Origin of the sequence: Peribacillus sp. B2I2 (assembly GCF_041261685.1) — a bacterium.
In the GTDB taxonomy this organism is placed as follows: Bacteria; Bacillota; Bacilli; order Bacillales; family DSM-1321; genus Peribacillus.
Genome location: NZ_JBGCCB010000001.1, coordinates 93,046 through 116,501 on the forward strand (window position 1 = coordinate 93,046; position 23,456 = coordinate 116,501).

Annotated in this window: 29 protein-coding genes and 1 other annotated feature; all 29 genes read left to right on the plus strand. The window is 41.1% G+C overall.

What is annotated here, in order from left to right; genetic code table 11:
* Window positions 1-12 precede the first annotated feature (12 nt).
* Window positions 13-163 (plus strand) — a sequence feature (ribosomal protein L10 leader region).
* A 39-nt stretch (window positions 164-202) separates the two neighbouring features.
* The 29 genes from rplJ to rpsE all read left to right on the plus strand — a co-directional run bounded on the left by rplJ (window position 203) and on the right by rpsE (window position 23,450).
* Entirely contained in the window at window positions 203-703 is a 501-nt protein-coding gene (rplJ, locus tag ABIE66_RS00515) for a 50S ribosomal protein L10 (RefSeq protein WP_370013572.1), read from the plus strand.
* A gap of 63 nt (window positions 704-766) precedes the next feature.
* Window positions 767-1,126, plus strand: a complete 360-nt coding sequence (gene rplL, locus ABIE66_RS00520) for a 50S ribosomal protein L7/L12 (RefSeq protein ID WP_289323329.1) — start codon at window positions 767-769, stop codon at window positions 1,124-1,126.
* Between the two features lie 198 nt (window positions 1,127-1,324).
* The gene (locus ABIE66_RS00525) at window positions 1,325-1,930 is read left to right on the plus strand and encodes a class I SAM-dependent methyltransferase (protein WP_370016959.1); all 606 of its coding nucleotides are present in this window, start codon (window positions 1,325-1,327) and stop codon (window positions 1,928-1,930) included.
* Between the two features lie 238 nt (window positions 1,931-2,168).
* A complete protein-coding gene (rpoB, locus tag ABIE66_RS00530; RefSeq protein WP_370013573.1) occupies window positions 2,169-5,738 on the plus strand; it encodes a DNA-directed RNA polymerase subunit beta in 3,570 nt (1,189 codons plus the stop codon).
* Between the two features lie 178 nt (window positions 5,739-5,916).
* Window positions 5,917-9,516 carry a DNA-directed RNA polymerase subunit beta' gene (rpoC, locus tag ABIE66_RS00535; RefSeq protein ID WP_289323331.1) on the plus strand — a complete coding sequence of 1,200 codons (3,600 nt, stop codon included), beginning with the start codon at window positions 5,917-5,919 and terminating at the stop codon, window positions 9,514-9,516.
* Window positions 9,517-9,807: 291 nt separating this feature from the next.
* Window positions 9,808-10,056, plus strand: coding sequence for a 50S ribosomal protein L7ae-like protein (locus ABIE66_RS00540; protein ID WP_034305040.1), 249 nt, complete (start codon window positions 9,808-9,810; stop codon window positions 10,054-10,056).
* Between the two features lie 104 nt (window positions 10,057-10,160).
* Window positions 10,161-10,583 carry a 30S ribosomal protein S12 gene (gene rpsL, locus ABIE66_RS00545; RefSeq protein ID WP_061440379.1) on the plus strand — a complete coding sequence of 141 codons (423 nt, stop codon included), beginning with the start codon at window positions 10,161-10,163 and terminating at the stop codon, window positions 10,581-10,583.
* A 41-nt stretch (window positions 10,584-10,624) separates the two neighbouring features.
* Window positions 10,625-11,095, plus strand: a complete 471-nt coding sequence (gene rpsG / locus ABIE66_RS00550; RefSeq protein ID WP_034305035.1) for a 30S ribosomal protein S7 — start codon at window positions 10,625-10,627, stop codon at window positions 11,093-11,095.
* 44 nt (window positions 11,096-11,139) lie between these two features.
* A complete protein-coding gene (gene fusA, locus ABIE66_RS00555) occupies window positions 11,140-13,218 on the plus strand; it encodes an elongation factor G (protein WP_289323332.1) in 2,079 nt (692 codons plus the stop codon).
* 120 nt (window positions 13,219-13,338) lie between these two features.
* A complete protein-coding gene (gene tuf, locus ABIE66_RS00560) occupies window positions 13,339-14,526 on the plus strand; it encodes an elongation factor Tu (protein ID WP_053349066.1) in 1,188 nt (395 codons plus the stop codon).
* Between the two features lie 427 nt (window positions 14,527-14,953).
* Window positions 14,954-15,262 (plus strand): 30S ribosomal protein S10, encoded by a 309-nt coding sequence (gene rpsJ / locus ABIE66_RS00565; RefSeq protein WP_019244375.1) that lies wholly within the window; start codon window positions 14,954-14,956, stop codon window positions 15,260-15,262.
* A gap of 40 nt (window positions 15,263-15,302) precedes the next feature.
* Window positions 15,303-15,932, plus strand: a complete 630-nt coding sequence (rplC, locus tag ABIE66_RS00570) for a 50S ribosomal protein L3 (protein WP_061440382.1) — start codon at window positions 15,303-15,305, stop codon at window positions 15,930-15,932.
* Between the two features lie 25 nt (window positions 15,933-15,957).
* Window positions 15,958-16,581, plus strand: a complete 624-nt coding sequence (gene rplD / locus ABIE66_RS00575) for a 50S ribosomal protein L4 (RefSeq protein ID WP_370013574.1) — start codon at window positions 15,958-15,960, stop codon at window positions 16,579-16,581.
* Window positions 16,581-16,865: a 50S ribosomal protein L23 gene (gene rplW / locus ABIE66_RS00580; protein ID WP_034305023.1), complete on the plus strand. Its 285-nt coding sequence runs from the start codon at window positions 16,581-16,583 to the stop codon at window positions 16,863-16,865. Before rplD ends, rplW begins: the two co-directional genes overlap by 1 nt.
* A 26-nt stretch (window positions 16,866-16,891) precedes the next feature.
* Window positions 16,892-17,722, plus strand: a complete 831-nt coding sequence (gene rplB / locus ABIE66_RS00585; protein WP_061440383.1) for a 50S ribosomal protein L2 — start codon at window positions 16,892-16,894, stop codon at window positions 17,720-17,722.
* A 60-nt stretch (window positions 17,723-17,782) separates the two neighbouring features.
* Complete coding sequence (gene rpsS / locus ABIE66_RS00590; protein ID WP_034305018.1) at window positions 17,783-18,061, plus strand: 30S ribosomal protein S19; 279 nt, start codon at window positions 17,783-17,785, stop codon at window positions 18,059-18,061.
* Between the two features lie 17 nt (window positions 18,062-18,078).
* A complete protein-coding gene (gene rplV / locus ABIE66_RS00595) occupies window positions 18,079-18,420 on the plus strand; it encodes a 50S ribosomal protein L22 (RefSeq protein WP_061440384.1) in 342 nt (113 codons plus the stop codon).
* A 3-nt stretch (window positions 18,421-18,423) separates the two neighbouring features.
* Window positions 18,424-19,080 (plus strand): 30S ribosomal protein S3, encoded by a 657-nt coding sequence (gene rpsC, locus ABIE66_RS00600; protein ID WP_289318647.1) that lies wholly within the window; start codon window positions 18,424-18,426, stop codon window positions 19,078-19,080.
* Window position 19,081: 1 nt separating this feature from the next.
* Entirely contained in the window at window positions 19,082-19,516 is a 435-nt protein-coding gene (gene rplP / locus ABIE66_RS00605; RefSeq protein ID WP_053349061.1) for a 50S ribosomal protein L16, read from the plus strand.
* A complete protein-coding gene (gene rpmC, locus ABIE66_RS00610; RefSeq protein ID WP_034305010.1) occupies window positions 19,506-19,709 on the plus strand; it encodes a 50S ribosomal protein L29 in 204 nt (67 codons plus the stop codon). Before rplP ends, rpmC begins: the two co-directional genes overlap by 11 nt.
* Before the next feature lie 18 nt (window positions 19,710-19,727).
* On the plus strand, window positions 19,728-19,991 hold the full coding sequence (gene rpsQ, locus ABIE66_RS00615) for a 30S ribosomal protein S17 (RefSeq protein WP_034305007.1): 264 nt from the start codon (window positions 19,728-19,730) through the stop codon (window positions 19,989-19,991).
* A gap of 41 nt (window positions 19,992-20,032) precedes the next feature.
* A complete protein-coding gene (rplN, locus tag ABIE66_RS00620) occupies window positions 20,033-20,401 on the plus strand; it encodes a 50S ribosomal protein L14 (protein ID WP_061440386.1) in 369 nt (122 codons plus the stop codon).
* Window positions 20,402-20,444: 43 nt separating this feature from the next.
* Window positions 20,445-20,756 (plus strand): 50S ribosomal protein L24, encoded by a 312-nt coding sequence (gene rplX, locus ABIE66_RS00625; protein WP_061440387.1) that lies wholly within the window; start codon window positions 20,445-20,447, stop codon window positions 20,754-20,756.
* A 29-nt stretch (window positions 20,757-20,785) separates the two neighbouring features.
* Window positions 20,786-21,325 (plus strand): 50S ribosomal protein L5, encoded by a 540-nt coding sequence (gene rplE, locus ABIE66_RS00630; RefSeq protein ID WP_034305000.1) that lies wholly within the window; start codon window positions 20,786-20,788, stop codon window positions 21,323-21,325.
* 25 nt (window positions 21,326-21,350) lie between these two features.
* On the plus strand, window positions 21,351-21,536 hold the full coding sequence (locus ABIE66_RS00635) for a type Z 30S ribosomal protein S14 (protein WP_034304998.1): 186 nt from the start codon (window positions 21,351-21,353) through the stop codon (window positions 21,534-21,536).
* A gap of 30 nt (window positions 21,537-21,566) precedes the next feature.
* Window positions 21,567-21,965, plus strand: a complete 399-nt coding sequence (gene rpsH / locus ABIE66_RS00640; RefSeq protein WP_053349057.1) for a 30S ribosomal protein S8 — start codon at window positions 21,567-21,569, stop codon at window positions 21,963-21,965.
* Between the two features lie 30 nt (window positions 21,966-21,995).
* Window positions 21,996-22,532, plus strand: coding sequence for a 50S ribosomal protein L6 (gene rplF, locus ABIE66_RS00645; protein ID WP_289318648.1), 537 nt, complete (start codon window positions 21,996-21,998; stop codon window positions 22,530-22,532).
* A 32-nt stretch (window positions 22,533-22,564) separates the two neighbouring features.
* A complete protein-coding gene (rplR, locus tag ABIE66_RS00650) occupies window positions 22,565-22,927 on the plus strand; it encodes a 50S ribosomal protein L18 (protein ID WP_061440390.1) in 363 nt (120 codons plus the stop codon).
* Window positions 22,928-22,949: 22 nt separating this feature from the next.
* Window positions 22,950-23,450 (plus strand): 30S ribosomal protein S5, encoded by a 501-nt coding sequence (gene rpsE / locus ABIE66_RS00655; RefSeq protein ID WP_289323333.1) that lies wholly within the window; start codon window positions 22,950-22,952, stop codon window positions 23,448-23,450.
* Window positions 23,451-23,456 lie beyond the last annotated feature (6 nt).

Here is a 23,456-nt window from a genome sequence, read left to right on the forward strand (position 1 = left end):
TTTGTTGTGAATAAATGAATATCATTTGTACCGTAGACAGTAGGTGCTCGTTACGAGCTTAATTCCCTGCCGAGGTAATTCGATAATAATAGTCCTAGACTATGACTTTTGAAATTACTGCCTTCATGTCTGCAATAGAGATGAAGGCTTTTTCTTTGAAACGGTATAAATGTTTTCAAGCAAATCTACAGGAGGTGTAAGGATGAACGCAATTATTGAACAAAAGCAAAAAATCGTTGCTGAGATTACTGATAAATTAACTGCAAGCCAATCAACAGTAGTTGTTGACTACCGTGGATTGACTGTTGCTGAATTAACAGAACTTCGTAAGCAACTTCGTGAAGCTGGCGTTGAGTTTAAAGTTTACAAAAACTCTTTAACTCGCCGTGCTGCGGAAAGTGCTGAACTTAGCACTTTAAACGAATCTCTAACCGGACCAAACGCAATTGCATTCTCAACTGAAGATGTTATTGCGCCAGCAAAAATCCTTAACGATTTTGCGAAAAAACATGAAGCTTTAGAAATCAAAGCTGGAGTTATCGAAGGAAATGTTGCAACTGCTGAAGAAATTAAAGCTCTTGCAGAACTACCTTCACGCGAAGGCCTACTTTCAATGCTACTCAGCGTGCTACAAGCACCTATGCGCGGACTTGCTATTGCTACAAAAGCAGTTGCAGATCAAAAAGAAGAACAAGGCGCGTAAGCTAACCGCTTATTTTGCCTATTGATTCAAAAAAAAACCAACCATTTCGAGGAGGAAATAAAAATGACTAAAGATCAAATCTTAGAAGCAGTTAAAAACATGACTGTTTTAGAATTAAACGACCTTGTAAAAGCAATCGAAGAAGAATTTGGCGTAACTGCTGCTGCACCTGTAGCTGTAGCTGCTGCTGGTGGCGCTGCTGCTGAAGAACAAACTGAGTTTGATGTTATCCTTACATCTGCTGGAGATCAAAAAATCAAAGTTATCAAAGCTGTACGTGAAGTTACAGGTCTTGGACTTAAAGAAGCAAAAGAACTTGTTGACAACACTCCAAAAGCAATCAAAGAAGGCGCTACTAAAGAAGAAGCTGAAGAAGTTAAAGCTAAACTTGAAGAAGTTGGAGCTGGCGTTGAAGTTAAGTAATCTTGCATAAACAAAAAGCTCGCTATCATTGGCGGGCTTTTTTTCTTCATTTTAGTGAAATGACGGAAATACGCCGTTAATGGTTTGATTAATTAAGAGGTTTTCGTTATTCAAACATTCCGGCATGCAAGCATCCATTCTTCAAATCTCTTCTCTCATTAAATCTTCAATATTCCTTTCTGATAGGGGGAGATGACTCTGACAGAGCATTACTACTCACATAAACCGGATGTCGTAAGCAATCCGAAGTTTTGGGATTTTACATTAAAGGGACGTACCTTTCGCTTCAAAAGTGATAATGGTGTTTTTTCGAAAAAGGAAGTTGATTTCGGATCGCGTCTTTTGGTTGAGAGTTTTAACCTTAATGAAGCTGTGGAAGGAGATATTCTTGATGTTGGTTGCGGTTATGGACCAATCGGAATATCGATTGCGGCAGCTTATCCCGATAGAGCGATAGAAATGATTGATATAAATAGCCGGGCAGTTGAGTTGTCAAAAGAGAATGCAACTACTAATGGGATCGCAAATGTGAAGATTTACGAAAGTGATCGTCTTGACAAAGTTGGCTCCAATCAATTCGCGGCAATTCTTACGAACCCTCCCATTCGCGCAGGCAAAAGTGTAGTCCACGAAATTTTAGAAGAAAGCTATCGCAGTTTGGTAGCTGGTGGAGAATTATGGGTTGTCATTCAAAAAAAACAAGGGGCTCCATCCGCAATGGATAAAATGGAGCAATTATTTGGCAATATTGAAGTGCCCGTTAAGAAAAAAGGTTACTATATACTATTATCCAAAAAGGTTTGACTCTAAATTTTCGCTATGTTAGTATTATAAAATGCATATATATAATTCCGTAACTATGCAATTTTTATACCATTGGTGTATAACCAATGGATAATATGGGAAAAATATATAAATAATAGTTCGTTTTATGAGAAATAGTGGTTTTTAAAATAAAAACCATTTTCTTTTTGTCTATGGAAATGATTCCTTTTCCGGGGCAAATGGATCCTTATAACGCTTGATTTAAGGGGTGAATCAGTTGACAGGTCAACTTGTTCAGTATGGACGACACCGCCAACGTAGAAGTTATGCAAGAATCAGTGAGGTTTTGGATCTTCCGAATCTGATTGAAATTCAAACAGCTTCTTATCAATGGTTTCTAGATGTAGGTTTAAAGGAAATGTTCCAGGATATTTCTCCTATTGAGGATTTTACAGGTAATTTATCGTTAGAATTCATCGATTACAGCTTAGCTGAGCCGAAGTATTCTGTGGAAGAAACAAAAGAACGCGATGTTACGTATTCTGCACCACTTCGTGTGAAAGTGCGCCTTGTTAACAAAGAAACAGGGGAAGTGAAAGACCAGGATGTATTTATGGGCGACTTCCCGCTGATGACTGAAACAGGTACATTTGTCATCAATGGTGCTGAACGGGTAATTGTATCCCAATTAGTGCGCTCACCGAGTGTTTACTACAACGGGAAAATGGATAAAAACGGTAAGCTTGGGTTTTCTGCGACCGTCATTCCTAACCGTGGCGCATGGCTCGAATATGAAACAGATGCCAAGGATGTTGTGTATGTTCGAATCGATCGCACCAGGAAATTACCGATAACGGTATTGATGCGTGCCCTTGGATTCGGAACTGATCAAGAAATCATTGATTTGATCGGTGACAACGAATACCTTCGCAACACTCTTGAAAAGGATAACACCGAGAGTGTAGAAAAAGCATTGCTAGAAATCTATGAGCGTCTACGCCCAGGTGAACCACCTACTGTCGATAACGCGAAAAGTCTTTTAGTATCCCGCTTTTTCGATCCGAAACGTTATGATTTAGCTAACGTAGGTCGTTATAAAATAAACAAAAAACTGCATATCAAGAACCGTTTATTCGGACAACGTATTGCAGAGACTTTGATTGATCCTGAAACAGGGGAAATCATCGTTGAAAAAGGTACAATGCTTGATCGTCGGACTCTTGATAGGATTCTGCCTCATATCGAAGCTGGAATCGGATTCAAAACTTTCCATCCATCAGGTGGCGTAGTAGAGGAAGAAACTCTTCTTCAACCTATTAAAGTCTTTGCACCAAACGATGCTGAAGGCGAAAAAGTGATCAATATCATCGGGAATGCATATGTGACCGACCAGGTCAAAAACATTACACCGGCTGATATCATTTCTTCCATTAGTTATTTCTTTAACTTATTGCATGGTGTGGGAATCACAGATGACATTGACCATTTAGGTAACCGTCGTCTGCGTTCCGTTGGTGAATTGCTGCAAAACCAATTTAGAATTGGTTTATCCCGTATGGAGCGTGTCGTTCGTGAAAGAATGTCTATTCAAGATACGAATACAATCACTCCGCAGCAACTAATTAACATTCGCCCAGTCATTGCGTCTATTAAAGAGTTCTTTGGAAGCTCACAGCTTTCCCAATTCATGGATCAAACGAATCCGCTTGCAGAATTGACGCATAAACGTCGTCTATCTGCATTGGGACCTGGTGGTCTGACACGTGAGCGTGCTGGCTTTGAAGTACGTGACGTTCATTATTCCCACTATGGCCGTATGTGTCCGATTGAAACGCCTGAGGGCCCGAATATTGGTTTGATTAACTCATTGTCCAGTTTTGCAAAGGTAAACCCATATGGTTTCATTGAAACACCATATCGCCGTGTGAATCCTGAAACTGGTAGAATTACAAGCCAAATCGATTACTTAACAGCTGATGAGGAAGATAACTATGTAGTTGCCCAAGCGAATGTACGTCTATCAGATGACGGCTCATTCCTTGATAATGATGTTGTTGCACGTTTCCGCGGTGAAAATACCGTTGTTCCGCGTGACCGCGTAGATTACATGGATGTATCTCCTAAACAGGTTGTATCTGCTGCGACTGCATGTATTCCTTTCTTGGAGAATGATGACTCCAACCGTGCCCTTATGGGAGCGAACATGCAACGTCAAGCAGTGCCTTTGCTACAACCGGAAGCCCCTCGAGTCGGAACGGGTATGGAATATGTTTCAGCGAAAGACTCCGGTGCTGCTGTCATCTGTAAACACCCTGGTATCGTAGAGCACGTTGAATCACGTGAAGTCTGGGTACGTAGGGTAAGTGAAGTTGACGGACAGCAAGTAAAAGGAAACCTTGATAAATACCGTCTATTAAAATTCATTCGTTCTAACCAAGGAACGTGCTATAATCAACGCCCTATCGTCAGTGTTGGCGACAACGTCGTAAAAGGTGAGATTCTTGCTGATGGTCCTTCAATGGAATTAGGTGAGTTAGCACTTGGGCGTAACGTATTGGTTGCCTTCATGACATGGGACGGGTATAACTATGAAGATGCCATCATCATGAGTGAACGATTGGTTAAAGATGATGTGTACACTTCAATTCATATTGAAGAATATGAATCTGAATCACGCGATACGAAGTTAGGACCTGAAGAAATCACCCGTGATATCCCTAATGTAGGGGAAGATGCGCTTCGTAATCTTGATGAGCGCGGAATTATCCGTGTGGGTGCTGAAGTAAAAGACGGAGACCTTCTAGTTGGTAAAGTCACGCCTAAAGGTGTAACGGAACTGACTGCTGAGGAACGTCTATTACATGCAATCTTCGGTGAAAAAGCACGTGAAGTAAGGGATACATCACTTCGTGTACCTCACGGCGGCGGTGGAATCGTTCTTGATGTTAAAGTATTTAACAGAGAAGACGGCGATGAACTACCTCCTGGTGTAAACCAACTCGCACGTGTATATATCGTACAAAAACGTAAAATCCATGAAGGCGATAAAATGGCTGGACGACATGGTAACAAAGGGGTAATCTCCAGGATCCTTCCTGAAGAAGATATGCCTTATTTACCAGATGGCACTCCAGTCGACATCATGTTAAACCCATTGGGTGTACCTTCACGTATGAACATCGGTCAGGTGTTGGAGCTTCACTTAGGTATGGCTGCACGCGCGCTTGGCATTCATGTAGCATCTCCTGTATTCGATGGTGCTACTGAGGAAGACGTTTGGGGTACGATTGAAGAAGCAGGGATGTCCCGTGATGCAAAAACTGTCCTTTATGATGGCCGTTCAGGTGAAGCTTTCGATAACCGTGTATCCGTTGGTGTCATGTATATGATCAAACTGGCACATATGGTCGATGATAAACTTCATGCACGTTCAACTGGGCCTTACTCCCTTGTTACGCAGCAACCACTTGGTGGTAAAGCGCAATTTGGTGGACAGCGTTTCGGTGAGATGGAAGTATGGGCACTTGAAGCTTATGGTGCTGCTTATACATTACAAGAAATCCTAACCGTTAAATCAGATGATGTCGTAGGTCGTGTTAAAACGTACGAAGCGATTGTCAAAGGTGAAAATGTCCCTGAACCAGGCGTTCCTGAGTCCTTCAAAGTATTGATTAAGGAGCTTCAAAGTTTAGGATTGGATGTTAAAATTCTTAATGCCGAAGATCGTGAAATCGAAATGCGTGATTTGGAAGATGAAGAAGAAGCCAACCAAGCAGACAAATTAAGCCTTGATTCAGAAACTAAAGATATGGTTGCTTCCGAAGTAGGGGCACCTGTCAAAGAATAAATATAAACATATCTAGTTATATATCACCCGCTCTGACTGGCAGCAAGATGTTTCTTTGAAGATCATGCTGCCTTGTTAGAGCCTTATTGATTCAATCAACCATCATCCGGTGTAAGATTGCCTGATACTTGACGGCAATCGAGGGTTAAACCTGGAGATTAAAAGGGAGGTAGGCCCCTTGTTAGACGTTAATAATTTTGAGTATATGAAAATTGGTCTTGCTTCACCAGACAAGATTCGTTCTTGGTCCCATGGAGAAGTTAAAAAACCAGAAACAATCAACTATCGTACGTTAAAGCCAGAAAAAGACGGTTTATTCTGTGAGAGAATTTTTGGACCTCAAAAGGACTGGGAATGTCATTGCGGAAAATATAAACGTGTTCGTTATAAAGGCGTAGTCTGTGACCGTTGTGGCGTCGAAGTCACTCGTGCTAAGGTACGTCGTGAGCGTATGGGTCATATTGAGCTGGCAGCTCCAGTTTCACACATATGGTATTTTAAAGGAATCCCTAGCCGTATGGGACTTGTTCTTGACATGTCTCCACGTGCATTGGAAGAAGTTATATACTTCGCATCTTACGTAGTAACTGAAACGGGCGATACAACTTTAGAAAAGAAACAACTTCTTTCTGAAAAGGAATATCGTACATACCGTGAGAAATACGGTAAGAAGTTCCAAGCTGCCATGGGTGCGGAAGCTATTAAAAAACTTTTACAAGATATTGATACGGAAAAGGAAGTAGAGTCGTTGAAAGAGGAGCTTAAAACAGCTCAAGGACAACGCAGGACCCGTGCAATCAAACGCTTGGAAGTGCTTGAAGCATTCCGTAACTCCGGAAATGAGCCTTCATGGATGATCCTGGACGTGCTTCCGGTCATTCCACCGGAACTTCGCCCGATGGTTCAACTTGATGGTGGACGTTTTGCCACATCTGATCTAAATGATTTATATCGCCGTGTTATCAACCGTAATAATCGGTTGAAAAGATTACTGGACCTTGGAGCACCAAGCATTATCGTTCAAAATGAGAAGCGTATGCTACAAGAAGCTGTCGATGCTCTTATCGATAATGGCCGTCGCGGCCGTCCGGTAACTGGACCTGGTAACCGTCCGTTGAAATCTTTATCTCACATGTTAAAAGGTAAACAAGGTCGTTTCCGTCAAAACCTTCTTGGTAAACGTGTTGATTATTCTGGCCGTTCCGTTATCGTAGTTGGACCAAACTTAAAGATGTACCAATGTGGTCTTCCGAAAGAAATGGCGATTGAATTATTCAAACCATTCGTTATGAAGGAACTTGTTCAAAGAGGTCTAGCGCATAACATCAAATCTGCCAAGCGCAAAATTGAACGTTTATCTCCTGAAATATGGGATGTACTAGAAGAAGTCATTAGAGAACATCCAGTACTATTGAACCGTGCACCGACTCTTCACAGACTTGGTATCCAAGCGTTTGAACCAACGTTGGTTGAAGGTCGCGCAATTCGTTTGCATCCGCTCGTATGTACAGCTTACAACGCTGACTTTGACGGTGACCAAATGGCGGTCCACGTTCCTCTATCTTCTGAAGCCCAAGCCGAAGCACGCATGCTTATGCTTGCAGCACAGAACATTTTGAACCCTAAAGATGGTAAACCTGTCGTAACACCTTCTCAAGATATGGTATTAGGTAACTATTACTTAACATTGGAAAGAGAAGGCGCTATCGGAGAGGGTATGATCTTTAAAGATACAAGTGAAGCATTACTTGCATACCAAAATGGATATGTACACCTGCATTCCCGTTGTGGCGTACATGCATCATCACTAAATAATGAAACTTTCACTGAAGCGCAAAACAGCCAACTTCTAATTACGACTGTCGGTAAATTGATCTTCAATGAAATTTTACCAAAATCATTCCCGTATATTAACGAACCAACACGATATAATTTGGAAACGAAAACTCCAGAGAAATATTTTGTGGAAAAAGGCGCTAATATCCCTGAAATGATTAAGGCCCAACCTGCTATTGATCCATTCAAGAAACAAATTCTTGGGAATATCATTGCGGAAGTCTTTAAACGTTTTAAAATTACTGAAACATCCAAAATGCTTGACCGGATGAAAGATCTTGGATTCAAATATTCGACAAAAGCTGGTATTACCGTTGGTGTGGCTGATATTGTCGTTTTAAAAGAAAAACAAGAGATCATCACTGAGGCTCAAACCAAAGTGGATAACGTCTTGAAGCAGTTCAGACGTGGTCTGATTACAGAGGATGAGCGTTATGATCGCGTTATCTCAATTTGGAGTGCTGCCAAGGATACCATCCAGTCCAAACTTATGGACTCACTGGACCGACGCAACCCGATCTTCATGATGAGTGACTCCGGTGCCCGTGGTAATGCTTCCAACTTTACGCAGCTTGCGGGTATGCGAGGTTTGATGGCCAACCCGGCTGGACGTATCATTGAATTACCGATCAAGTCAAGTTTCCGTGAAGGTTTAACAGTGTTGGAGTACTTCATCTCTACACATGGTGCGCGTAAAGGTCTTGCCGATACAGCACTTAAAACAGCCGATTCCGGTTACCTTACCCGTCGACTTGTTGACGTTGCCCAAGATGTCATCATCCGTGATGACGATTGTGGAACGGACCGCGGCTTGAAAATTTCAGCCTTGAGAGAGGGTACTGAAATAATTGAGCATCTTGAAGAGCGCCTAGTAGGCCGTTATGCAAGAAAAGCGATTAAACATCCAGAAACAAATGAAGTGATCGTGGCTGAAAATGATCTTATCACTGAAGATCTTGCTGATTATATTGATTCACTTGGAATTGAAACAGCTTGGATTCGTTCTGCCTTTACATGTAACACCAGCCATGGTGTATGTAAAAAATGTTATGGACGCAACTTGGCTACCGGTCAAGAAGTTGAAGTGGGCGAAGCAGTCGGTATTATCGCCGCTCAATCAATCGGAGAACCTGGTACACAGTTAACGATGCGTACATTCCATACTGGTGGGGTTGCTGGGGACGATATCACTCAAGGTCTTCCTCGTATCCAAGAGATATTTGAAGCGAGAAACCCTAAAGGTCAAGCTGTCATTTCCGAAATCGAAGGAACGATTGTATCGATTAATGAAATTCGGGATAAACAACAGGAAATCGTTGTTCAAGGAGCAGTTGAATCACGCACATATACTGCGCCGTACACAGCGCGCTTAAGAGTAACTGTTGATACGCCTGTCCGTCGTGGTGAAGAGTTAACAGAGGGTTCTATCGATCCGAAAGAATTGCTGAAGGTTACAGATGTACTTACTGTTCAGGAATACCTGCTTCATGAAGTTCAAAAAGTATACCGGATGCAAGGGGTTGAAATCGGTGATAAACACATCGAGGTAATGGTTAGACAAATGATGCGTAAAGTCCGTGTGCTTGACGCAGGTGAAACTGAAGTTCTTCCAGGAACATTATTGGATGTTAACCAGTTCACTACTGCAAACACAGATGCATTGCTGACTAACAAGTTACCTGCTACAGGACGCCCTGTATTACTGGGTATCACGAAAGCATCCCTAGAAACGGATTCCTTCTTGTCCGCCGCGTCATTCCAAGAAACGACTAGAGTCTTGACTGATGCAGCAATAAAAGGAAAACGTGATGAATTGCTTGGACTTAAAGAAAATGTCATCATCGGTAAACTTGTCCCTGCAGGAACAGGAATGCTTAGATACAGAAAAGCAAACCCTGTCGTTGTTGGTGACGAAAGTGCCGATACAGTAACAGTGGATTAAAGGAAAAAGGACCAGCTCAATTAAAACTGAAAACCGCACTCCTGTATTCGAGTGGAGCTGAAGGGTCAGAATTTATTGTGCTGGTCTCTCTTATTACTCAAGGAAGCCTGAAAAGAAGTATGAGGAATGGATATATTACCTCTAGGCAAATTGATAATCTTAATAGAATTATGTAAGGAAAACCTTTTGCTTGAAATATTTTTTATGAAAGAAGTTGACAGTATCCGACTTATAATGATACTATAGCAAAGGTGCTCCTATGTTACCCTGTAACTTTGGAGGATATGGACCATGTCTTATGAAAAAGTAATACAGGCAAAGTCAGTGATTATAGGGACGAAACAAGCAGTTAGAGCTCTTAAAAACAATTTAATTCAAGAAGTTATCATCGCTGATGATGCAGATATATACTTGACTGGGCGTGTCGTTGAGACCGCTAAAGAATTGGATGTTCCTATCACATATGTTGATTCGATGAGAATGCTTGGCAAAGCATGTGGTATTGATGTCGGAGCAGCAACTGTTGCCATTAAAAAGTAAAAATGTTTTTGCAATAATATTTGCAAAGACTTTGTTTTTACCCATTTATGAACCACCTGGATGTGTGGTACTAGAAATGAAAACGTGAAGGGAGGAAAAATGTAATGCCTACTATTAATCAATTAGTGCGTAAAGGACGCGAGTCTAAAGAGGTTAAATCAAAATCTCCAGCACTTAACAAAGGCTACAACAGCTTTAAAAAAGCACAAACTAACGTATCATCTCCGCAAAAACGTGGTGTTTGCACTCGTGTGGGTACTATGACACCGAAAAAACCAAACTCCGCGTTACGTAAATATGCGCGTGTACGTTTAACAAACGGTATCGAGGTAACAGCTTATATCCCAGGTATCGGTCACAACCTACAAGAACACAGCGTGGTTCTTATCCGTGGCGGTCGTGTAAAAGATTTACCAGGAGTACGTTATCACATCGTACGTGGTGCTCTTGATACTGCTGGAGTTAACAATCGTATGCAAGGCCGTTCTAAATACGGTACTAAGCGTCCGAAAGCAGCAAAAAAATAATCTCAAACAAAAATTAAACTTTCTTGAAAGGAGGAAATATAATGCCTCGTAAAGGACCTGTAACGAAAAGAGACGTATTACCAGATCCAATTTATAATTCAAAACTTGTGACTCGCTTAATCAACAAATTAATGGTTGATGGACAAAGAGGTAAATCACAAAAAATTCTTTACTCTGCATTTGATTTAATCAAAGAACGTACTGGCAATGAGTCGATCGAAGTTTTTGATCAAGCACTTAAAAACATCATGCCTGTATTAGAAGTAAAAGCACGCCGTGTGGGTGGAGCTAACTATCAAGTACCAGTTGAGGTGCGTCCAGACCGTAAATCGACTCTAGGACTTCGTTGGTTAGTAAAATACTCTCGCCTTCGTGGAGAAAAAACGATGGAAGAGCGTTTAGCTTATGAAATCATGGATGCTGCTAACAATACTGGAGCAGCAGTTAAGAAACGTGAAGATACACACAAAATGGCTGAAGCTAACAAAGCATTCGCTCATTATCGCTGGTAAGATTAATTACTATAAAATCCTTATAGAAGGAAGGAGAAAGACAAATGGCAAGAGAGTTCTCCTTAGCAAACACTCGTAATATCGGTATCATGGCTCACATCGATGCTGGTAAAACGACAACAACAGAACGTGTTCTATATTACACTGGTAAAATCCATAAAATTGGTGAAACACACGAAGGTGCTTCACAAATGGACTGGATGGAACAGGAACAAGAACGCGGAATCACGATCACATCCGCTGCAACAACTGCACAGTGGAAAGGTCACCGTGTAAACATCATCGATACACCGGGACACGTAGACTTCACAGTTGAAGTTGAACGTTCTTTGCGCGTACTTGATGGAGCTGTAGCTGTACTTGATGCCCAATCAGGTGTTGAGCCTCAAACTGAAACAGTTTGGCGCCAAGCTACAACTTACGGTGTACCACGTGTCGTATTCGTAAATAAAATGGACAAAATCGGTGCAGATTTCCTTTACTCAGTTGGAACTATCATCGACCGTCTACAAGCAAATGCGCACCCAGTTCAGTTACCAATCGGCGCTGAAGATCAATTCTCTGCAATCATTGACCTTATTGAAATGAAAGCTCATTTCTATGGTAATGACCTAGGAACTGATATCTCTGTTGGTGAAATTCCTGAAGAACATCGCGAATTAGCTGAAGAATACCGTGAAAAGCTTGTTGAAGCAGTAGCGGAAGTTAATGAAGACTTAATGGAAAAATACCTTGGCGGCGAAGAAATCAGCGTTGCTGAATTAAAAGCTGCTATTCGTACAGCAACCGTTAACGTTGAATTCTTCCCAGTTATCTGTGGATCAGCTTTCAAAAACAAAGGTGTTCAATTAATGCTTGATAACGTTATCGACTTCCTTCCATCTCCATTGGACGTACCAGCTATTAAAGGTATTCTGCCGGATTCAGAAGAAGAAGTAGAACGTCATTCAGATGATTCTGAACCGTTCTCAGCTTTAGCGTTTAAAGTTATGACTGACCCTTACGTTGGTAAACTTACATTCTTCCGTGTGTACTCAGGTACATTAGAATCAGGATCATATGTAATCAACTCAACCAAAGGTAAACGTGAACGTATTGGACGTATCCTTCAAATGCATGCAAACAGCCGTGAAGAAATCTCAACTGTATACGCAGGGGATATCGCAGCAGCTGTTGGATTGAAAGATACTACAACTGGAGATACACTATGTGATGACAAGAACCAAGTAATTCTTGAATCAATGGTATTCCCAGAGCCGGTTATTTCACTTTCAGTAGAACCGAAATCAAAAGCAGACCAAGACAAAATGTCTCAAGCTTTACAAAAGCTACAAGATGAAGATCCAACATTCCGTGCGCATACTGACCAAGAAACTGGTCAAACGATCATCGCTGGTATGGGTGAACTTCACTTGGACATCCTTGTTGACCGTATGCGTCGCGAATTCAAAGTGGAAGCAAACGTTGGTGCTCCTCAAGTAGCATACCGTGAAACTTTCCGTGGTTCAGCTAAGGTTGAAGGTAAATTCGTTCGCCAATCAGGTGGTCGTGGACAATTTGGACACGTATGGATTGAATTTGGTCCAAACGAAGAAGGTAAAGGATTCGAATTTGAAAATGCTATCGTCGGTGGTGTAGTACCACGTGAATATATCCCTGCTGTACAAGCTGGATTAGTTGATTCACTTGACCGTGGTGTACTTGCTGGTTACCCGCTAGTCGACATCAAAGCAAAATTATTTGACGGTTCTTACCATGACGTTGACTCCAACGAAATGGCATTTAAAATTGCTGCATCAATGGCACTTAAAAATGCTGCTTCTAAGTGTAAACCGGTTATCCTTGAACCAATCATGAAAGTAGAAGTAGTTATTCCTGAAGATTATCTAGGCGACATCATGGGAGATATCACTTCTCGTCGTGGTCGTGTAGAAGGTATGGAAGCTCGCGGTAACACGCAAATGGTTAAAGCGATGGTTCCACTATCTGAAATGTTCGGATATGCTACATCTCTACGTTCTAACACACAAGGACGCGGAACATTCTCTATGCACTTCGACCATTATGAAGAAGTACCTAAGAGCATTTCTGAAGAGATCATCAAAAAAAATAAAGGTGAATAATTGATTTTCATCTCTTATTAAAGTATAACTATCTTATGTAAGCTGTGATGGAAGAATTAGTCTTCTTTCACAGCCCTATATACTTAATCTTTTATTTATAATTTTAAGGAGGAATTCCTAATGGGAAAAGCTAAATTTGATCGTTCAAAACCGCACGTTAACGTTGGAACAATTGGTCACGTCGACCATGGTAAAACAACTCTAACAGCTGCAATCACAACTGTACTTGCTAAAACTGGTGGAGCAGAAGCTCGCGCTTATGACCAAATCGATGGTGCTCCAGAAGAAAGAGAACGTGGTATCACAATCTCTACTGCACACGTTGAGTACGAAACAGCTACTCGTCACTATGCACACGTTGACTGCCCAGGACATGCTGACTATGTTAAAAACATGATCACTGGTGCTGCACAAATGGACGGCGGAATCCTAGTAGTATCTGCTGCTGATGGCCCAATGCCACAAACTCGTGAGCACATCCTTCTTTCTCGTCAAGTAGGTGTACCATTCCTAGTAGTATTCATGAACAAATGCGACATGGTTGATGACGAAGAACTTCTTGAATTAGTAGAAATGGAAATTCGTGACCTTCTTTCTGAATATGAATTCCCTGGCGATGACATTCCAGTTATCAAAGGATCTGCACTAAAAGCTCTTCAAGGAGAAGCTGCTTGGGAAGAAAAAATTCATGAATTAATGACAGCTGTTGACGAGTATATCCCAGAACCAACTCGTGACACTGACAAACCATTCATGATGCCAGTTGAGGATGTATTCTCTATCACTGGTCGTGGTACAGTTGCTACTGGCCGTGTTGAGCGTGGACAAGTTAAAGTCGGTGACGTTGTTGACATCATCGGTTTCAACGAAGAGTCTAAACCAACAACTGTAACAGGTGTTGAAATGTTCCGTAAACTTCTTGACTATGCTGAAGCTGGTGACAACATCGGTGCACTTCTTCGTGGTGTATCCCGTGAAGATATCCAACGTGGACAAGTACTTGCTAAACCAGGTACAATCACTCCACACACAAAGTTCAAAGCTGAAGTTTATGTTCTATCTAAAGAAGAAGGTGGACGTCACACTCCATTCTTTACAAACTACCGTCCTCAGTTCTACTTCCGTACAACTGACGTAACTGGTATTTGTAACCTTCCAGAAGGCGTAGAAATGGTTATGCCTGGAGACAACATCGAAATGACTGTAGAACTTATCGCTCCAATCGCTATCGAAGAAGGTACTAAATTCTCTATCCGTGAGGGTGGACGTACTGTAGGCGCTGGCGTCGTTGCTACAATCACTGAGTAATTAATTCTTAAATGAATATTGGAAGGGACGCCTTCCGGGAAAAGCAGATGGGACGCCATCTGCTTTTTTTCTATTTTAGAGGACTTTTCATGTTTACTTCTATAATATCCATATCCACTGAAAAATGGATGTATTCCAAAGTGAATGTTGTTGATTTATCAAATGAAGAAAATGGATATGAAAGACCGTGTAGAATGTACTTGTAAATACTTGAGATAGTATGTATAATAATAAAAGTGTGTTGCACAAGAAAAATTTAAGTATAACTTGCATTCTACTTGTGCTTTATGTATAATAGACAATGTTGGTCTTTGACTGCGATGATATGGAAGGTTGCTGACACACCCGGCCGCTTTGCCATGGCGAGTGTGTGGGAAATTTCCATTGAGAAGGTCTATTTTAAAATAGGCGAAAAGGAGGGAAAATTATGGCAAAACAAAAAATTCGTATCCGTTTAAAAGCATATGATCACAGAATTCTTGATCAATCTGCTGAGAAAATTGTTGAAACTGCAAAACGTTCTGGTGCGGCTGTATCTGGTCCGATTCCATTGCCTACTGAAAGATCGGTTTACACGATCCTACGTGCGGTTCATAAATACAAAGACTCTCGTGAACAATTCGAAATGCGTACGCATAAACGTCTAATCGACATCGTTAATCCAACTCCACAAACAGTTGATTCATTGATGCGTTTAGATTTACCATCAGGCGTTGACATTGAAATCAAATTATAATTCATATAAATATGAACAATTACTCTAGGAGGTGTGACTTATGACCAAAGGAATCTTAGGAAGAAAAATCGGTATGACTCAAGTTTTTGCTGAAAACGGCGAACTTATCCCGGTAACAGTTATCGAAGCTGCTAATAACGTGGTTCTTCAAAAGAAAACTGTTGAAACTGATGGCTATGAAGCAGTTCAAGTTGGTTTTGAAAACAAACGTGAAAAGCTTTCTAACAAACCTGAAAAGGGACATGTTGAAAAAGCAAATACTACTCCTAAGCGCTTCATTCGCGAATTCCGCGGAACGGATCTTACAGAATATGAGATCGGTCAAGAAGTCAATGTTAGTATTTTCGCTGAAGGCGATTTAGTAGATGTTTCAGGAATTTCAAAAGGTAAAGGTTTCCAAGGCGCTATCAAACGTCACGGACAATCTCGCGGACCGATGACTCATGGTTCTCGTTACCACCGTCGCCCAGGTTCAATGGGTCCTGTAGCTCCAAACCGCGTATTCAAAGGTAAATTATTACCAGGACGTATGGGTGGGGAACAAATTACTGTTCAAAACTTGGCTATCGTTAAAGTTGATGTTGAACGTAACCTGCTATTGATCAAAGGTAATGTACCTGGTGCTAGAAAAGCATTGATCAAAGTTAAAACTGCTGTTAAAGCAAAGTAATTTCTGAGAAAGGAGGAGCAATAGAATGCCAAAAGTTACATTGTTCAACCAAACAGGTTCACAAGTTGGCGACATCGAACTAAATGAAGCCATCTTTGGTATTGAACCTAATAATCATGTATTATTTGAAGCAATCATTATGCAACGAGCTTCCTTGCGTCAAGGAACTCATAAAGTTAAAAACCGTTCTGAAGTTGCAGGCGGTGGACGTAAACCTTGGAAACAAAAAGGAACTGGACGTGCGCGTCAAGGTTCTATCCGTTCTCCACAATGGCGTGGCGGTGGCGTTGTTTTTGGACCAACTCCAAGATCTTACGCTTACAAGCTACCTAAAAAGGTGCGTCGTTTAGCTATTAAATCTGCATTGTCTGCAAAGGCATTGGAAGAGAACATTTTGGTACTTGAAAGCTTGTCTTTCGAAGCTCCAAAAACAAAAGAATTTGTAGCAGTACTTAATAACCTTTCTATTGATACTAAAACGTTGATTGTTACTGACGGATTAGATGAGAAAGTTGCTCTTTCTGCACGTAACATCCCTGGTGTTACTGTAGTTGAAGCTGTTGGTCTTAATGTTCTTGATGTTGTATCACACAACAAATTGATCTTGACTAAATCAGCTGTCGAAAAAGTAGAGGAGGTGCTTGCATAATGGATGCACGCGATATCATTAAGCGCCCCGTAATCACTGAACGCTCTTCAGACATAATGGCTGAAAAAAAATATACTTTTGAAGTTGATGTTAGAGCTAACAAAACTCAAGTTAAAGATGCTGTTCAAGAAATTTTCGGCGTTAAAGTTGAGAAAGTAAACATCATGAACTACAAAGGTAAATTTAAACGTATGGGCAAACATGCAGGCTATACTAACAAGCGCCGTAAAGCAATTGTTAAATTAACTGCTGACAGCAAAGAAATCGAGCTTTTCGAGGCTTAATTCATTAGAGAAGGAGGGAAATACAAATGGCGATTAAGAAGTATAAACCTACCTCTAACGGTCGACGTAATATGACAACTTCCGATTTTGCTGAGATTACTACAGACAAACCGGAAAAATCATTACTTGCTCCTTTACACAGTAAAGGCGGCCGTAATAACCAAGGTAAGTTAACAGTTCGTCATCAAGGTGGCGGCCACAAGCGTCAATACCGTATCATCGATTTCAAACGGAATAAAGATGGTATACCAGGACGCGTTGCTACTATTGAGTACGATCCAAATCGTTCTGCAAACATTGCATTAATTAATTACGTTGATGGAGAAAAACGTTATATCCTAGCTCCGAAAAACCTAGAAGTAGGTTTGGAAATCATGTCAGGTCCAGAAGCTGACATTAAAGTGGGTAACGCACTTCCTCTTATTAACATCCCAGTTGGTACAGTAATTCATAACATCGAACTTAAACCAGGAAAAGGTGGACAATTAGTCCGTTCAGCAGGAACATCTGCTCAAGTACTTGGTAAAGAAGGTCGTTATGTACTTGTACGTTTAAACTCAGGTGAGGTTCGTATGATTCTTGCTACTTGCCGTGCTACAATCGGTCAAGTTGGTAATGAACAACATGAACTTATCAACATTGGTAAAGCTGGTCGTAACCGTTGGTTAGGTAAACGCCCAACAGTTCGTGGATCAGTAATGAACCCGAACGATCACCCGCATGGTGGTGGTGAAGGTAAAGCTCCAATCGGACGTAAATCACCAATGTCTCCATGGGGTAAACCTACTCTTGGATTCAAAACTCGTAAGAAGAAAAACAAATCCGATAAATTTATCGTACGTCGTCGTAAAAAATAACGGGATTGACCTACGGTTCATATATAGAACCGTAGAACAGTCACGAAGGGAGGTACTCGCATGGGTCGTAGCTTAAAAAAAGGGCCTTTTGTTGATGATCATTTATTGGTAAAAGTTGAAAAATTAAATGAAGCTGACAAGAAACAGGTAGTAAAAACTTGGTCTCGTCGCTCAACAATCTTCCCGCAATTCATCGGACATACAATCGCTGTTTATGACGGTCGTAAGCATGTGCCGGTTTATGTAACAGAAGATATGGTAGGTCACAAACTAGGCGAATTCGCGCCTACACGCACTTATAAAGGTCACGCAAGTGATGACAAGAAAACAAGACGTTAATGAGAGGAGGGCATCTCATGCAAGCAAAAGCTGTCGCTAGAACAGTTCGTATTGCTCCTCGTAAAGTGCGTTTAGTCGCAGATTTAATTCGAGGAAAACAAGTAGGTGAAGCAGTAGCGATTCTTCGCTTAACACCAAAATCTGCTTCTCCAGTCGTAGAAAAGATTCTGAAATCTGCTATCGCAAATGCAGAACATAACTACGAAATGGATATCAATAACCTAGTCGTTTCAGAGGCATACGTTAACGAAGGACCAACATTAAAACGTTTCCGTCCTCGCGCTCAAGGTCGTGCGAGTGCAATTAACAAACGTACTAGTCATATTACAATCGTTGTATCAGAAAAGAAGGAGGGGTAATCTGTGGGTCAAAAGGTAAATCCAGTCGGTTTGCGTATCGGGATCATCCGTGATTGGGAATCCAAATGGTACGCTGATAAAGACTACGCAGTTCTTTTGCATGAAGACCTTAAAGTTCGTGAGTATATCGCGAAACGTTTAAGTGATGCTTCTGTATCCAAAGTTGAAATCGAACGTGCAGCTAACCGTATCAATGTATCTGTTCACACTGCTAAACCAGGAATGGTTATCGGTAAGGGCGGTACTGAAGTTGAAGCACTTCGTAAAGCTTTGAACCAGTTAACTGGCAAAAGAGTTCATATCAATATCATTGAAATTAAAAGAGCAGATCTTGACGCAAAATTGGTTGCTGAAAACATCGCTCGTCAATTAGAAAACCGTGTTTCATTCCGTCGTGCTCAAAAACAAGCTATCCAACGTACTATGCGTTCTGGCGCACAAGGAATCAAAACTCAGGTTTCTGGTCGTCTTGGCGGTGCTGATATTGCTCGTGCTGAACATTACAGCGAAGGAACAGTTCCACTTCACACACTTCGTGCTGACATAGATTATGCTCATGCTGAAGCAGATACTACTTACGGTAAGCTAGGCGTGAAAGTTTGGATCTACCGTGGAGAAGTTCTTCCTACTAAGAAGAAATCTGAGGAAGGAGGAAAATAATATGTTATTGCCAAAACGCGTAAAATACCGTCGTGAACACCGCGGTAAGATGAGAGGGATGGCTAAGGGCGGCACTGAAGTTCATTTTGGAGAATTTGGACTTCAAGCTCAAGAAGCTTCCTGGATCACTAACCGCCAAATCGAAGCAGCTCGTATTGCGATGACTCGTTATATGAAACGTGGAGGAAAAGTTTGGATCAAAATTTTCCCAAGCAAACCTTACACAGCTAAGCCGCTTGAAGTACGGATGGGTTCCGGTAAAGGTGCTCCTGAAGGTTGGGTAGCAGTTGTTAAACCGGGCAAAGTATTGTTTGAAATCTCTGGTGTATCTGAAGAGGTGGCAAGAGAAGCATTGCGCCTTGCAGCACACAAACTTCCAATCAAATGCAAGTTTGTAAAAAGAGAGGAAATTGGTGGTGAAACAAATGAAAGCTAATGAAATCAAAGATCTAACCACTGCTGAAATTGAACAAAAACTAAAATCTCTTAAAGAAGAACTATTTAATCTTCGTTTCCAGTTAGCTACTGGACAACTTGAAAATACAGCTCGCATCCGTGAAGTTCGCAAATCGATTGCTCGTATGAAAACAGTTGTTCGTCAAAGAGAGATCGGTGTCACTAATCGATAATGAATGGAGGTTTGCAGAATGAGCGAACGCAACCAACGCAAAATCTACACTGGCCGCGTAGTATCCGATAAAATGGATAAAACAGTAACAGTTGTTGTAGAAACCTATAAAAAGCATTCTTTATACGGTAAACGCGTGAAATACTCTAAAAAGTTAAAAGCTCATGACGAGCTAAACGAAGCTAAAGCAGGCGACGTAGTACGTATCATGGAAACTCGTCCACTTTCAGCTACAAAGCGCTTCCGTCTTGTAGAAGTAGTAGAAAAAGCAGTAATCATTTAATATAGTTCGGATTAAGCTAATTCCGAAGGGAGGTACCGTACATGATTCAACAAGAATCTCGTTTAAAAGTCGCTGACAATTCAGGTGCTCGTGAAGTGCTAACAATTAAAGTCCTAGGTGGTTCTGGCCGTAAAACTGCAAACATCGGTGATGTCATCGTTTGTACAGTTAAACAGGCAACACCAGGAGGCGTTGTTAAAAAAGGTGAAGTCGTTAAGGCTGTTGTTGTCCGTACAAAACGTGGTATGCGTCGTCCTGACGGTTCTTACATTCGTTTTGATGAAAACGCATGTGTAATTATCCGTGACGATAAGAGCCCACGTGGAACTCGTATTTTTGGACCTGTTGCTCGTGAATTACGTGACAATAGTTTCATGAAGATCGTTTCTCTAGCTCCAGAAGTTCTATAATATGTAAAAATTGTATAAAGCCTTTCAAGGAGGTGCCAAGCTAATGCATGTTAAAAAAGGTGACAAAGTCGTAGTCATCTCTGGTAAGGACAAAGGCAAACAAGGAACAATTCTTGAAGCATATCCGAAACAAAATCGTGTGCTTGTTGAAGGAATTAACATCGTGAAAAAGCATTCCAAGCCATCTCAAATTAATCCACAAGGTGGAATTATCAGCAGAGAAGCTGCTATTCACGTATCCAATGTAATGCCACTTGATCCTAAATCAGGTAAACCGACTCGTGTTGGATATAAGATTGAAAATGGTAAAAAAGTACGCGTAGCTAAAATATCAGGTGAATCTTTAGATAAATAAGTCATAAATGAAGGGAGGTACACTAAGCAATGAGCCGCCTTAAAGAAAAATTCAGAAGTGAAATTACACCATCATTGATGGGTAAATTCAACTATCAATCAGTAATGCAAGTACCAAACATTGAGAAAATCGTTATTAACATGGGTGTGGGTGACGCAGTATCTAACTCAAAAGCTTTAGATACAGCTGTTGAAGAACTTACATTGATCACTGGTCAAAAACCAGTTATAACAAAAGCTAAAAAATCAATCGCAGGCTTCCGTTTGCGTGAAGGTATGCCTATCGGAGCGAAAGTTACATTACGTGGAGAGCGTATGTATCAATTCCTTGATAAGCTAGTATCTGTATCTTTACCACGTGTACGTGATTTCCGCGGCGTTTCAAAGAAATCCTTTGACGGACGTGGGAACTATACATTAGGTGTTAAAGAACAACTTATCTTCCCTGAGATTGATTACGATAAAGTGAGCAAAGTTCGTGGTATGGATATCGTTATCGTAACGACTGCCAACACTGACGAAGAAGCTCGTGAACTACTTACTCAAGTTGGAATGCCGTTCCAAAAGTAATCTCTAAATAAAGGGAGGCGAAATCGTGGCTAAAAAGTCTATGATCGTAAAGCAAAAACGCGAACAAAAGTTTAAAGTACAAGAATATACACGTTGCGAACGTTGCGGACGTCCACATTCTGTATTACGTAAATTTAAACTTTGTCGTATTTGTTTCCGCGAACTTGCATATAAAGGACAAATTCCTGGCGTTAAAAAAGCTAGCTGGTAAAACCCGAGTTTGGGAAGGAGGTAAAATATAATGGTCATGACAGATCCTATTGCAGATATGCTTACTCGCATCCGTAATGCGAATATGGTTCGTCACGAAAAACTAGAAGTTCCTGCTTCAAAGATCAAGAAAGAAATTGCTGAGATCTTAAAGCGTGAAGGCTTCGTACGTGACTTTGAATTAATCGAAGACAACAAACAAGGTATCATCCGTATCTTCTTAAAATACGGTGCAAACAACGAACGTGTTATCACTGGTCTAAAACGTATCAGCAAACCTGGTTTGCGTGTATATGCAAAAACTGGAGAGGTACCACGCGTTCTTAACGGTTTAGGTATCGCAGTTGTTTCTACTTCTCACGGAGTTTTAACAGACAAGGAAGCTCGCTCTAAACAAGTTGGCGGAGAAGTTTTAGCATACGTTTGGTAATACATTTTCACAAGAATGGAGGTGCACAATATGTCTCGTATAGGTAAAAAACCTATTGAAATCCCTGCAGGCGTAACAGTTACTGTTAACGGAAGTGAAGTAACTGTTAAAGGACCTAAAGGTGAATTAACTAGATCATTCAATCCTGATCTTACAATCGTTGTTGAAGAGAACGTGTTAACTGTAACACGTCCGTCTGACGAGAAGGCTCACCGTTCTTTACACGGAACTACTCGCGCACTTATCTCTAACATGGTTGAAGGTGTATCAACAGGATTTGTAAAATCACTTGAACTTATTGGGGTTGGGTACCGTGCACAAAAGCAAGGTACTAAGCTTATCCTTAACGTTGGATATTCCCACCCTGTAGAAATAGAACCAGAAGCGGGCGTTGAAGTCGAAGTTCCTTCTAATACAAAAGTAATCATCAAAGGTGCAAACAAAGAACGCGTAGGAGCTCTAGCAGCTAATATCCGTGATGTTCGCCCACCTGAACCGTATAAAGGTAAAGGTATTCGTTACGAAGGCGAATTCGTTCGTCGTAAAGAAGGTAAAACTGGTAAGTAATGCCGCATAAGTAAACGAAAGGAGTGACGTAAATGATTACGAAGCTTGATAAAAATGCTACTCGTCAGAAAAGACATGCACGTGTACGTGCTAAGCTTTCTGGAACAGAAGCTCGTCCTCGTTTAAATGTGTTTCGTTCAAACAAACACATTTACGCACAATTAATTGACGATGCACAAGGCGTAACATTAGCAAGTGCTTCAACTCTTGATAAAGAGATCAGTATCGAAGCTAGTAGCAATGCTGAAGCAGCTCAAAAAGTTGGCGAACTTATTGCGAAACGTGCTGTTGAAAAAGGTTTCAAAGCTGTGGTATTTGACCGCGGTGGTTACCTCTTCCATGGTCGTGTTAAAGCATTGGCTGACGCTGCTCGTGAAAACGGCTTAGAATTTTAATGGATAAGGAGGGACATAACAGATGCGTAGCATTGATCCTAATAAATTAGAACTTGAAGAACGCGTAGTTACAGTAAATCGTGTAGCTAAAGTTGTTAAAGGCGGACGTCGTTTCCGTTTCACTGCACTAGTTGTTGTTGGTGATAAAAATGGTCATGTTGGATTTGGTACTGGTAAAGCTCAAGAAGTTCCGGATGCTATCCGTAAAGCTATTGAGGATGCTAAGAAAAATCTAATTACAGTACCAATGGTTGGAACTACAATTCCTCACCTTGTGAACGGTCGCTATGGCGCAGGTCACATTCTATTGAAACCAGCTTCTGAAGGTACAGGAGTAATTGCTGGTGGTCCTGTTCGTGCGGTACTTGAATTAGGCGGAGTTAGCGATATCTTGTCTAAATCACTAGGTACTAATACACCTATTAATATGGTTCGCGCAACACTTGAAGGATTGAAGCAATTGAAACGTGCTGAAGACGTAGCTAAGTTACGTGGAAAATCAGTACAAGAACTGTTAGGATAAGGAGGG

Excerpts from the sequence above, each read along its gene's own strand:
- rplJ (WP_370013572.1), top strand. The coding sequence starts at position 203 with ATGAACGCAATTATTGAACAAAAGCAAAAAATCGTTGCTGAGATTACT.
- rplL (WP_289323329.1), top strand. The coding sequence starts at position 767 with ATGACTAAAGATCAAATCTTAGAAGCAGTTAAAAACATGACTGTTTTA.
- ABIE66_RS00540 (WP_034305040.1), top strand. The coding sequence starts at position 9,808 with ATGTCTTATGAAAAAGTAATACAGGCAAAGTCAGTGATTATAGGGACG.
- rpsL (WP_061440379.1), top strand. The coding sequence starts at position 10,161 with ATGCCTACTATTAATCAATTAGTGCGTAAAGGACGCGAGTCTAAAGAG.
- rpsG (WP_034305035.1), top strand. The coding sequence starts at position 10,625 with ATGCCTCGTAAAGGACCTGTAACGAAAAGAGACGTATTACCAGATCCA.
- fusA (WP_289323332.1), top strand. The coding sequence starts at position 11,140 with ATGGCAAGAGAGTTCTCCTTAGCAAACACTCGTAATATCGGTATCATG.
- tuf (WP_053349066.1), top strand. The coding sequence starts at position 13,339 with ATGGGAAAAGCTAAATTTGATCGTTCAAAACCGCACGTTAACGTTGGA.
- rpsJ (WP_019244375.1), top strand. The coding sequence starts at position 14,954 with ATGGCAAAACAAAAAATTCGTATCCGTTTAAAAGCATATGATCACAGA.
- rplC (WP_061440382.1), top strand. The coding sequence starts at position 15,303 with ATGACCAAAGGAATCTTAGGAAGAAAAATCGGTATGACTCAAGTTTTT.
- rplD (WP_370013574.1), top strand. The coding sequence starts at position 15,958 with ATGCCAAAAGTTACATTGTTCAACCAAACAGGTTCACAAGTTGGCGAC.
- rplW (WP_034305023.1), top strand. The coding sequence starts at position 16,581 with ATGGATGCACGCGATATCATTAAGCGCCCCGTAATCACTGAACGCTCT.
- rplB (WP_061440383.1), top strand. The coding sequence starts at position 16,892 with ATGGCGATTAAGAAGTATAAACCTACCTCTAACGGTCGACGTAATATG.
- rpsS (WP_034305018.1), top strand. The coding sequence starts at position 17,783 with ATGGGTCGTAGCTTAAAAAAAGGGCCTTTTGTTGATGATCATTTATTG.
- rplV (WP_061440384.1), top strand. The coding sequence starts at position 18,079 with ATGCAAGCAAAAGCTGTCGCTAGAACAGTTCGTATTGCTCCTCGTAAA.
- rplP (WP_053349061.1), top strand. The coding sequence starts at position 19,082 with ATGTTATTGCCAAAACGCGTAAAATACCGTCGTGAACACCGCGGTAAG.
- rpmC (WP_034305010.1), top strand. The coding sequence starts at position 19,506 with ATGAAAGCTAATGAAATCAAAGATCTAACCACTGCTGAAATTGAACAA.
- rpsQ (WP_034305007.1), top strand. The coding sequence starts at position 19,728 with ATGAGCGAACGCAACCAACGCAAAATCTACACTGGCCGCGTAGTATCC.
- rplN (WP_061440386.1), top strand. The coding sequence starts at position 20,033 with ATGATTCAACAAGAATCTCGTTTAAAAGTCGCTGACAATTCAGGTGCT.
- rplX (WP_061440387.1), top strand. The coding sequence starts at position 20,445 with ATGCATGTTAAAAAAGGTGACAAAGTCGTAGTCATCTCTGGTAAGGAC.
- rplE (WP_034305000.1), top strand. The coding sequence starts at position 20,786 with ATGAGCCGCCTTAAAGAAAAATTCAGAAGTGAAATTACACCATCATTG.
- rpsH (WP_053349057.1), top strand. The coding sequence starts at position 21,567 with ATGGTCATGACAGATCCTATTGCAGATATGCTTACTCGCATCCGTAAT.
- rplF (WP_289318648.1), top strand. The coding sequence starts at position 21,996 with ATGTCTCGTATAGGTAAAAAACCTATTGAAATCCCTGCAGGCGTAACA.
- rplR (WP_061440390.1), top strand. The coding sequence starts at position 22,565 with ATGATTACGAAGCTTGATAAAAATGCTACTCGTCAGAAAAGACATGCA.
- rpsE (WP_289323333.1), top strand. The coding sequence starts at position 22,950 with ATGCGTAGCATTGATCCTAATAAATTAGAACTTGAAGAACGCGTAGTT.